Origin of the sequence: Pseudomonas sp. TR47 (assembly GCF_044143025.1) — a bacterium.
Classification (GTDB): Bacteria; Pseudomonadota; Gammaproteobacteria; order Pseudomonadales; family Pseudomonadaceae; genus Aquipseudomonas; species Aquipseudomonas putida_E.
On sequence record NZ_JBHFCS010000001.1, the window covers coordinates 536452 to 547152 of the forward strand.

The 10701-nt window shown below is 61.3% G+C and carries 9 protein-coding genes; 1 reads left to right on the plus strand and 8 read right to left on the minus strand.

The features are described 5' to 3' along the window. Positions 1 to 12 precede the first annotated feature (12 nt). From fkpB to murJ, 5 genes are all read right to left on the minus strand, one after another. Positions 13 to 450 carry an FKBP-type peptidyl-prolyl cis-trans isomerase gene (gene fkpB, locus ACEWE8_RS02525; protein WP_012316358.1) on the minus strand — a complete coding sequence of 146 codons (438 nt, stop codon included), beginning with the start codon at positions 448 to 450 and terminating at the stop codon, positions 13 to 15. Continuing rightward, complete coding sequence (gene lspA, locus ACEWE8_RS02530) at positions 443 to 958, minus strand: signal peptidase II (protein ID WP_012316359.1); 516 nt, start codon at positions 956 to 958, stop codon at positions 443 to 445. The genes fkpB and lspA overlap by 8 nt, the downstream gene beginning before the upstream one ends. Next, on the minus strand, positions 951 to 3782 hold the full coding sequence (gene ileS / locus ACEWE8_RS02535; protein WP_046784652.1) for an isoleucine--tRNA ligase: 2832 nt from the start codon (positions 3780 to 3782) through the stop codon (positions 951 to 953). Before ileS ends, lspA begins: the two co-directional genes overlap by 8 nt. Further along, positions 3779 to 4729 (minus strand): bifunctional riboflavin kinase/FAD synthetase, encoded by a 951-nt coding sequence (ribF, locus tag ACEWE8_RS02540; protein ID WP_046784653.1) that lies wholly within the window; start codon positions 4727 to 4729, stop codon positions 3779 to 3781. The genes ileS and ribF overlap by 4 nt, the downstream gene beginning before the upstream one ends. Before the next feature lie 118 nt (positions 4730 to 4847). After that, complete coding sequence (gene murJ, locus ACEWE8_RS02545) at positions 4848 to 6386, minus strand: murein biosynthesis integral membrane protein MurJ (RefSeq protein ID WP_046784654.1); 1539 nt, start codon at positions 6384 to 6386, stop codon at positions 4848 to 4850. Positions 6387 to 6636: 250 nt separating this feature from the next. Between murJ and rpsT the strand changes: the two genes are divergently transcribed. Further along, positions 6637 to 6915: a 30S ribosomal protein S20 gene (gene rpsT, locus ACEWE8_RS02550; protein WP_003247625.1), complete on the plus strand. Its 279-nt coding sequence runs from the start codon at positions 6637 to 6639 to the stop codon at positions 6913 to 6915. 139 nt (positions 6916 to 7054) lie between these two features. On the opposite strand, the gene ACEWE8_RS02555 is transcribed toward rpsT, so the two are convergent. The 3 genes from ACEWE8_RS02555 to ACEWE8_RS02565 are packed head-to-tail and all read right to left on the minus strand — an operon-like array spanning position 7055 to position 10617. Next, complete coding sequence (locus ACEWE8_RS02555; protein WP_046784655.1) at positions 7055 to 9355, minus strand: PqiB family protein; 2301 nt, start codon at positions 9353 to 9355, stop codon at positions 7055 to 7057. Beyond that, on the minus strand, positions 9348 to 9971 hold the full coding sequence (locus ACEWE8_RS02560; RefSeq protein WP_046784656.1) for a paraquat-inducible protein A: 624 nt from the start codon (positions 9969 to 9971) through the stop codon (positions 9348 to 9350). Before ACEWE8_RS02560 ends, ACEWE8_RS02555 begins: the two co-directional genes overlap by 8 nt. Next, positions 9958 to 10617, minus strand: a complete 660-nt coding sequence (locus ACEWE8_RS02565) for a paraquat-inducible protein A (protein ID WP_046784657.1) — start codon at positions 10615 to 10617, stop codon at positions 9958 to 9960. The genes ACEWE8_RS02560 and ACEWE8_RS02565 overlap by 14 nt, the downstream gene beginning before the upstream one ends. Between the last annotated feature and the right edge of the window lie 84 nt (positions 10618 to 10701).

A 10701-nucleotide genomic window follows, 5' to 3' on the forward strand; every position in this document is an offset into this window, starting at 1 on the left:
TCGGCTCCAGGCTTACAGGGCCTTCACCTCGAGGATCTCCACCTCGAAGGTAAGGGTCTTGCCTGCCAGTGGGTGATTGAAGTCGATGGTCACCTGGTTGTCATCGAACGCTTTGACCACACCGGGCAATTCGGTGTTGGCGGCATCGTTGAAGATGATCAGCAGCCCTTCGGACAATTCCATGCCCTCGAACTGGGACCGTGGCATGACCTGTACGTTCTGCGGGTTAGGCTGGCCGAAAGCATTCTCCGGGGCAACCACGACCGTGCGCTTGTCACCGGCCTTGAAGCCGAACAGCGCGGCCTCGAAGCCCGGCAGCAGGTTGCCATCGCCGACCTTGAAGGTGGCTGGAGCCTTGTCGAACGTGCTGTCGACGGTGTCGCCGTTTTCCAGGTGCAGCGCGAAGTGCAGGGTAACTTCGGTGTTCTGGCCGATACGGGTGTCAGTCATGGACCGGATCCTCGGACTTCTTGCTCTTGAACATATCCAGCGCCAGCATCACCGCACCAACGGTGATGGCGCTGTCGGCCACATTGAAGGCCGGGAAGTGATGAACGTTCTTCCAGTGCACCAGGATGAAATCCACCACATGGCCCAGCACGATGCGGTCGTACAGGTTGCCCAGCGCCCCACCGAGCACCAGCGCCAGCGCCACGGCCAGCCAGGTCTCGTTGCGCCCCAGGCGCTTGAGCCAGACCACCAGTACGGCGCTGACCACCACGGCGATCAGGGCGAACAGCCAGCGCTGCCAGCCGGAGCTGTCGGCCAGGAAGCTGAACGCCGCGCCGGTGTTGTAGGCCAGGGTCCAGCTGAAGTAGTCAGGGATGACCACGATCTGCTGGTACATGCTCAGGGCGTTGTTGAAATACAGCTTGGTGGCCTGGTCAACGACCAGGACCAGCAGGCTGAGCCAGAGCCATGCAAGGCGCCCGAAGCGCCCCGCCGCAGGGTTAGGCATAGTGGCGCACCTCACCGGAACCGCTCAGGTTGTCGACGCAACGGCTGCAGATTTCCGGGTGCTCCGGATGGCTGCCGACGTCGGCGCGGAAGTGCCAGCAGCGGCCGCACTTGGCGTGGCCAGACTTGACCACTTTCAGCTTGAGGCCTTCGACTTCGGTGGCCACGGCATCGGCCGGCGCCTGGGCGAACGGCACCACGCTGGCAGCGGAGGTGATGAGTACGAAGCGCAGCTCATCGCCCAGCTTGCTCAGGTCGGCGCTGAGGCCCTCTTCGGCGAACAGGGTGACTTCGGCCTGCAGGTTGCCGCCGATGACCTTGGCGGTACGCTGGTTTTCCAGCTCCTTGTTGACCGCAGCCTTGACCGCCATCACGCGGTCCCAGTAGGCGCGATCCAGCTCGGTGCCTTCCGGCAGCTCGCTCAGGCCCTGGTACCAGCCGTTGAGCATGACCGACTCGTTGCGTTCGCCCGGCAGGTACTGCCAGATTTCATCGGCAGTGAAGGCCAGGATCGGCGCGATCCAACGCACCAGCGCTTCGCTGATGTGGTACAGCGCGGTCTGGCAGGAACGACGGGCGACACTGTTGGCGCCAGTGGTGTACTGGCGGTCCTTGATGATGTCGAGGTAGAAGCCGCCCAGCTCCTGCACGCAGAAGTTGTGGATCTTCGAGTAGACGTTCCAGAAGCGGTACTCGCTGTAGTGCTCTTCCAGCTCGCGTTGCAGCAGCAGGGTACGGTCCACTGCCCAGCGGTCCAGGGCCAGCATGTCCTCTGGGGCCAGCAGGTCGCGGGCCGGGTCGAAGCCGGACAGGTTGGAGAGCAGGAAGCGGGCGGTGTTGCGGATACGGCGGTAGGCGTCGGCGCTGCGCTGCAGGATCTGCTCGGAAACGGCCATCTCACCCGAATAGTCGGTGGCCGATACCCACAGGCGCAGGATGTCGGCACCCAGGGTGTTGTTGACCTTTTCCGGTTCGATGGTGTTACCCAGCGACTTGGACATCTTGCGGCCGCTTTCGTCCACGGTGAAACCGTGGGTCAGCAGTTCGCGGTACGGCGCGTGGTTGTCGATGGCGCAACCGGTCAGCAACGAGGAATGGAACCAGCCACGGTGCTGGTCGGAGCCTTCCAGGTACAGGTCCGCACGCGGGCCGGTGGCGTGGCCGATGTCGTGCGAGCCGCGCAGTACGTGCCAATGGGTGGTGCCGGAGTCGAACCACACGTCCAGGGTGTCGGTGATCTTGTCGTACTGGCCGGCTTCATCACCGAGCAGTTCGGCGGCGTCCAGCTTGAACCAGGCCTCGATGCCCTCCTGTTCGACGCGCTTGGCCACGGCTTCCATCAGCTCGACGGTGCGCGGGTGCAGTTCGCCGGTCTGCTTGTGCAGGAAGAACGGGATCGGCACACCCCAGTTGCGCTGACGCGAGATGCACCAGTCCGGGCGGTTGGCGATCATCGAGTGCAGGCGCGCCTGGCCCCAGGCCGGGACGAACTGGGTGTCTTCGATGGCTTTGAGCGCACGCTCACGCAGCGGCTCGCCAGTGCTTGGCTGCTTGTCCATGCCGACGAACCACTGCGCGGTAGCGCGGTAGATCAGCGGGGTCTTGTGGCGCCAGCAGTGCATGTAGCTGTGGCTGATGGTTTCGGTGTGCATCAGCGCACCGACTTCGCTCAGCTTTTCGACGATGGCCGGGTTGGCCTTCCAGATGAACTGGCCGCCAAAGAACTCCAGCGACTCGACATACACACCGTTGCTCTGCACCGGCGTGAGGATATCGTCGTTGACCATGCCGTAGCGCTTGCAGGTAACAAAGTCGTCTTCACCGTAGGCCGGCGCGGAGTGGACCACACCGGTACCTGCGCCCAGCTCGACGTAGTCGGCCAGGTAGACAGGCGACAGGCGGTCGTAGAAGGGGTGACGGAAATTGACCAGCTCCAGGGCCGAGCCTTGGGCGGTGGCGATGACCGAGCCTTCCAGGTTGTAGCGCGTGAGGCACGACTCGACCAGTTCTTCGGCCAGCACCAGCAGACGCTCGCCGGTATCGACCAGAGCGTACTTGAACTCCGGGTGGATGTTCAGCGCCTGGTTGGCGGGGATGGTCCACGGGGTGGTGGTCCAGATCACGATGGCAGCGGGCTTGGCCAGCGCCGGCAGGCCGAACGCGGCAGCCAGTTTGTCAGCGTCGGCGACCGGGAAGGCCACATCGATGGTCTGCGACTTCTTGTCGGCGTACTCGACCTCGGCTTCTGCGAGCGCGGAGCCGCAATCGAAGCACCAGTTAACAGGCTTGAGGCCCTTGAACACGAAGCCCTGCTTGACCATTTCGGCCAGGGCACGGATTTCACCGGCCTCGTTGGCGAAGTTCATGGTCTTGTACGGGTTGTCCCAGTCACCCAGCACACCCAGGCGGATGAACTCGGTCTTCTGCCCTTCGATCTGCTCGGCAGCGTATTCGCGGCACAGCTCACGAGTGCGGTCGGCCGTCAGGTGCTTGCCATGGGTGACTTCGACCTTGTGCTCGATCGGCAGGCCGTGGCAGTCCCAACCGGGTACGTAAGGCGCGTCGAAGCCCGACAACGTCTTGGAGCGGACGATCATGTCCTTGAGAATCTTGTTCAGCGCATGACCGATGTGAATCTTGCCGTTGGCATAGGGCGGGCCGTCGTGCAGGACGAACTTCGGACGATCCTTGCCAATTTCGCGCAGCTTCTGGTACAGGCCAATGCTGTCCCAGCGCTGCAGGATCTGCGGTTCGCGCTGAGGCAGGCCGGCCTTCATGGGGAAGGCGGTGTCCGGAAGGTTTAGCGTGGCTTTGTAGTCGGTCATTTCAGGCTCTTGGTTAGCGGTTGAGCGTGCCAATGTGCACGTGCGGCGGCGATATCCGCATCGATCGCCGACTTCAGCGCCTCCAGGGAGGCGAATCGCTGCTCTTCACGCAGCTTGTGGTGGAATTCCACCGTCAGGCGCCGGCCATACAGATCGCCGGCATAATCCAGTAGATGAATTTCAAGGTGCGGGCGGCCGTCGCCGGCCACGGTGGGGCGCACCCCGATGTTGCCGACACCCGGCCAGGCCTTGCCGTCGATTTCGATGCTGGCCAGGTAGACCCCGGACAACGGTACACGACGACGCTTGAGCTGGATGTTGGCGGTGGGCGTGCCGAGCTGGCGGGCCAGCTTCTGGCCGTGCAATACGCGCCCGGTAATGCTGTAGGGGCGGCCCAGCAAGTGCTCGGCGAGCTCGAAGTTGCCTGCGGACAGCGCCTGGCGCACCTCGGTGCTGCTGACCCGCAAACCGTCCTGGATCACCGTGTTGGCGGCCTCGACGGTGAAACCGTACTGCTTGCCGGCTTCGATCAGGAAGGTGAAATCGCCAGCGCGGTCGCAGCCAAAGCGGAAGTCGTCGCCCACTTCAAGGTGGCGCACGCCCAGGCCATCGACCAGGATCGCCTCGACGAATTCATCGGCGCTCAGGTTGCTCAGGCGCTGGTTGAACGCCAGGCACAAGACCCTATCGATACCTTCGCCAGCCAGCAGCTCGACCTTGTCACGCAGGCGCGCCAGGCGGGCCGGCGCAGTGTCCGGAGCGAAGTACTCGCGCGGCTGCGGCTCGAAGATCACCACGCACGTAGGCAGGCCAAGTGCCTGGCCGCGCTCGCGCAGACGCGCCAGGATTGCCTGGTGGCCGCGGTGAACCCCGTCGAAGTTGCCAATGGTGGCGACACAGCCCCGGTGCTCGGGGCGCAGGTTGTGAAGACCTCGAACCAGCTGCATAACGCGCTTCTTGCTCATAAAGTGGCCGATTATAACCACACCCGGGCGCTGGTGACAGGCAGCAGCGCCCGGGTGCAGCGTGGAAAACGAAAAACCGACGCCTGACCCGCCTTCCAGCTCAGTGCAGGGCCTTGCGGGCGAAGTGCCGGGGCCTGAAGCCGCACAGGTAAAGGCAACCGAAATAGGTCACGATACCGGCCGCGATCAACGCCCCAAGGCGCACGAAACGCTCGAACATGTTGCCTTGCTCCCACGCCGGCAGGTAGTGCATGCCCACCAGCAGTACGGCCACCATCAGCGCTACTGCCAGCACCAGCTTGAGCAGGAACAGCGTCCAGCCCGGCTGCGGCTGGAACAGCTGCTGGCTGCGCAGCTTCCAGAACAGCAGGCCCGCATTCAGGCAGGCACCCAGGCTGATCGCCAAGGCCAGGCCGGCGTGCTGCAGTGGGCCGACAAGGGCCAGGTTGAACAGCTGAGTGCAGATGAGGGTGAAGATCGCGATCCGCACGGGCGTACGAATATTCTGCTGCGCATAGAAGCCCGGTGCCAGTACCTTGACCAGAATGATCGCCAACAGGCCTACCGAATAGGCGATCAGTGCCTGCTGGGTCATCGCCGCATCGAAGGCGCTGAACTTGCCGTACTGAAACAATGCAACGGTCAGCGGCTCGGCGAGTATCGCCAGGGCCAGTGTGCAGGGCAGCACCAGCAGGAAGCACAGGCGCAGGCCCCAGTCGAGGATCCGCGAATACTCCTCGCGGTCCTTGTTGGCGTAGGTCTTGGCCAACGTCGGCAGCAGGATGGTACCCAGGGCAACGCCAAGCACGCCCGAGGGCAACTCCATCAGACGGTCGGCGTAGTACATCCAGGACACCGAGCCGGCCACCAGGAAAGAGGCGAAGATGGTGTTGATGATCAGCGAAATCTGGCTGACCGAAACGCCGAGAATGGCCGGCAACATCTGTTTGAGCACGCGCCACACGCCGGTGTCACGCAGGTTCAGGCGCGGCAGCACGAGCATGCCGATTTTTTTCAGCGCCGGCAGCTGGTACAGCAACTGCGCCAGGCCACCGGCCAGTACGCCCCAGGCCAGTGCCATGATGGGCGGGTCGAAATACGGCGTGAGCAGCAGGGCGAAGATGATCATCGCCACGTTGAGCAGGGTCGGCGTGAAGGCCGGGACCGAGAAACGGTTCCAGGTATTGAGGATCGCACCGGCCAAGGACGACAGTGAGATCAGCAATATATAAGGAAAGGTCACCCGCAGCAGGTCGGTGGTCAGCTGGTATTTCTCGGCATCGTCCGCAAAACCGGGCGCGGTGGCCCAGACCACCCAGGGTGCCGCAAGCACGCCAATCACCGTGACCAGGGCCAGGACCAGCGTCAGCAGGCCGCTGATATAGGCGATGAAAGTGCGCGTCGCCTCCTCGCCCTGCTGGGTCTTGTATTCGGCAAGGATCGGCACGAACGCTTGGGAAAAGGCCCCCTCGGCAAAAATCCGCCGCAGCAGGTTGGGCAACTTGAAGGCGATGAAAAAGGCGTCGGTAGCGATGCCGGCGCCGAAAACACGGGCCAGGATGGTGTCACGCACGAACCCCAGCACCCGGGAAATCATGGTGATGGAGCTGACTGCAGCCAGGGATTTGAGCAGGTTCATCGAAAAGATTCACGCCAAGGGCAGAGGACGCTGCCAGACAGCGTCCGAATGTGCGATACTCCCGCGCCTTCGCAGGGGAGCCAAAAATTCCCGAGTTTACAGGTCGTGCAGCAGAAAGGAATATTTCCCTCCTGTTGGTACACCGCTCGGCGGAACCCTGCAGGTGGCCTTGACATCCGGTCAACTGATCGGCATGATTCGCGGCCTATTTTGTTTGCTATTTACCTAAAGTCTTTCGAGGAGCTCGACGGTGGCCAACACACCTTCCGCCAAGAAACGTGCAAAACAGGCTGAGAAGCGTCGCAGCCACAACGCCAGCCTGCGTTCCATGGTCCGCACCTACATCAAGAATGTAGTCAAAGCCATCGACGCAAAAGACGCCGAAAAAGCGCAAGCCGCTTACGTTCTGGCTGTACCTGTAATCGACCGTATGGCCGACAAGGGTATCATCCACAAGAACAAAGCTGCTCGCCACAAAGGCCGTCTGAATGGCCACATCAAGGCGCTGAAAGAAGCTGCAGCTGCCTAAGCGACGCTTGTCGAAAAACCGACCCTAGGGTCGGTTTTTTATTGCCTGCGATTTGATGATGCTTGAGTTGCCAGCTACGGCCTCATCGCCGGCAAGCCGGGCCCCACAGAAGCGAAAGGGCCGCATAGCGGCCCCTGCATTACTTGGCGATCTGGATCTTCGGTGCCCACTGCAGCCAGGCGTCCTCAGGCTTGTCGAACAAGGCAAAGGTCTGCTGCGGCCGCGCCGGGTTACCCATCTGCTCGCCATCAGGCGTGGCGAATGCAATACCACCGTCGATGAGGGTCTCCAGCGACTCGGTACGCACAGTGGCGCCCTTGAACAAGCCCCAGTCGAAACCGAAACCGCTGCTGTTCCAGAACCGGCTGCCACCGCGCACCAGCGCGGCATAGCGTGGCTCGATCAGGATGTGAATCAGCACGCGGTCTGCCGTCTGGCCCAACTCGAAGCCCGTTACCTTACCCACCGCGACCTCACGGTAGGTCACCGGCACGCCCGGCTTGATCGACCCCCTGCGCGGGGCGCTGAGGGTCAATGGCAGGCCGACTTCCACCCCGGTGACCTCAGGCGCGTCAGCCAAGGCTATGAAATCACGCTGCGGGCCTTTGTCCTTAACAGCGGGCTGCACTTCCAGGTACTGGCCGCCAATCAGGGTATCGAGGTTTTCTGTACGCACCAAGCCAAGGGCCGGCTTGACCACCCAGAATTGCGTCCCTGCACGGGCGATGCGGTCTGCCGCTTCGGTGATACGCGCGCGCAACAACACAGCCTGCAGGTCTTTGGTCAGGTCGACACTTTCGACACTACCAACATCCAGGCCACGGAAACGGATGGGCGTTCCCGGCTTGAGGCCATCTGCACGGTCTACACGGATGGTTATCAGCGTGCCGGCACGGTTTACCGCCTCCTGGCTGTCGTGCAGCCGGAACCTTGGAATATGGCGCTTGAGGGCTACGTTCGGCGTTGGCGTGTCGAAGGCGATGCCACCGGCCATCAGGGTCTGCAGCGACTCACTCTTTATCTTGATGCCCGACAGGCCACCGGTGAGGGTAATGCCGCTGACGTTCCAGAAACGCGAAGAGCCATTGACCAGGTTCTCGTACTCCTTTTCGATGTGCACACCGATCAGGATGCGATTGCTGTTGCGGGCGAACTGGTAGCTCTGCACGCTACCAACCTTGACCTGGCGATACATCACCGGGCTACCGACCTCCAACGAGCCCAGCGTATCGGCGAACAGCACCATGTGCAGGCCAGGCGCCTTGAGGTCCAGCGGCGGTGCCTTGGCCCTTGCTTCGAACTCGCGCTGCGGCGTGGCCCCCTTCTCACCCGGGCGGATGGCAATGTAGTTACCCTTCACCAAGGCCTCCAGGCCTGTGATACCCGCCAGAGAAATGGAAGGTTTGACCACCCAGAACTGCGTGCCATCGACCAGATAGTCTTCGGTCAGGGGGTCCAGGGTCAGCTCAGCCATGGCGCTGCCAAGGTTGTTTTCCATCTTCAGGGCTTTCAGCGAACCGACTTGAATGCCTTTGTACATGACCGGGGTGCGCCCCGCCTGCAGTCCCTCATAGTCGCTCAGCTTGACCTTCACACGGATACCCGCCTGGGCGGCATCGAAATCTTCGTACAAGCGGAATGGCAGGCTCGGGTCGGTGGGCGGGCTATCCTTGCGGTATTCCGGTGTAGCAAAGGCGATACCACCGGCAACGATGCTGGAGAGGGATTCGCTGCGTACTTTTACCCCGGACAGCCCGGCATCGATGCTGATGCCGCTGGCATTCCAGAAGCGCGTGTGTTTGCGCACCAGGCTGGCATAAGCCGGCTCGATGAACACTTTGACCTCGACCGTGCTCTGATCCTCTGACAGGCGATAGCTCTTTACCCGGCCAACCTGGATCTGCTTGTAGAACACAGGGCTATCGCGGTTGAGCGAGCCCAAGCGATCGGCCTTGAGCGTAAGGTGCAGGCCCGGTTCGCTGTCCGAAAGCGGTGGCGCCACCTTCAATGCCTTGAAGCGCTTGGTTCGCTCACCCTCGCCAGGGCTGACGGCAATGTAATTACCTGACACCAATGTCTCGAGACCGGAGATACCCGCCAGCGTGACACTGGGCTTGACCAGCCAGAACCGTGTCCCTTTGGTAAGGTGAGGCTCTGCGTCTTTGTTCATCTCGATAGTGGCAATGACACCTTGGTTTTCGCCCTCGGCATCGAGCACCAGGCTTTTTACCTTGCCCACGGGCATGCCTTTGTAGATGACTTCGGTTTTGTTGGCGACGATGCCCTCACCGCTCTCGAAACGAACCTCGATTTCCACACCCGCATCACGGTAGGCCTGCCAGGCTAGCCACCCTCCAATCATCAAAGCGATCAGCGGCAGAATCCAGATGGCCGACCAGTTGGAGGCGGGCCGGGTTTTAGCCGTTGGCATGTCACTCATGGTCGTCATCCGACTCCGTGTTATCCCAAATCAGTCGGGGATCGAAAGTTAAAGCAGCGAGCATCGTGAGAATCACCACAGTAGCGAAGGCGACAGCGCCCAGGTTGGCTTCGACACTGGCGATACGGCCGAAATTCACCACCGCCACCAAGATGGCGATGACGAAGATGTCCAGCATGGACCAGCGTCCTATGAACTCGATGAACCGATACATCAAGATGCGTTGCCGCGCTGACAAGGGTTGGCGGCGCTGCACCGAATACAACAACAAACCGATGCCCACCAGTTTGAAGGTGGGCACCAGAATACTGGCAATGAACACCACTGCGGCAATGGGCAACATGCCATGCTTGAGCAGGGTAATGACGCCGGACATGATCGTGTCCGGGCTGCCCTGCCCCAATGTACTGACAGTCATGATCGGCAGCACGTTGGCAGGTATGTACAGGATCGAGGCAGCGATGAGTAGCGCCCAGGTACGGACGATACTGTTGGGCCGACGTGCATGCACAATCGCGCCACAGCGCGTGCAGGTCTGCGACTTGCTCTCGGAATCCTGTCGATTCAGTTCATGACACTCATTGCAGACCATAATGCCCGCATCAATCGCCCGCATGCAGATCCTCCCCTGACAGCGCACTCCAGATCTGGTGTGGAGACATCACCACTTCAAGCCAAACCTGAATCAGCAACAGGCTTATGAAGCAAAACAACCCTAGCCCTACGGTCAGCTCGGCAAGGTCGACCAGCTTCACGATTGCGACCAATACGCCCATGAAGTAGACCTCGAGCATGCCCCAGTCACGCAAATGATGATAAATGCGATAGAACAACAGCCCGTAGCTACGCCCGACGTTCAGGCGGATGCTCAATAGCACCATGAGCTGGCACATCAGCTTGAGAAACGGAACCGCCATGCTGCACAGGAACACCACGACAGCGACACCGTGCATTTCGGAGTTGTACAAGCCCAGCACGCCACTCCACACCGTATCGTCTGAAGTCTGGCCAAGCAGGTGCAGCTGCATGATTGGCAGAAAGTTGGCAGGCACGAAGAGCAGTAGCGCGGTCAGCACCAGTGCCAGGCTGCGATTGACCACATTGTGCCGGTGAGCGTATAGCTCATAACCACAGCGGGGGCACTGCGCCTTTTCATCGTGTTGCAGTTGGGGCTTGCGCATCAGCAGGTCGCATTCATGGCACGCGACCAGCTCGTCCAGCGGCAACTGCTCTAGCGCTTGGGTTTCGACTGGGTTGGGCATCTCGAGGTTCTGAATAGGTACGTCGGCTCTATTCTAGTGATACAGCTCGAAATGTGGGAGCCGACTTTCGGGAAACGGAGCTGG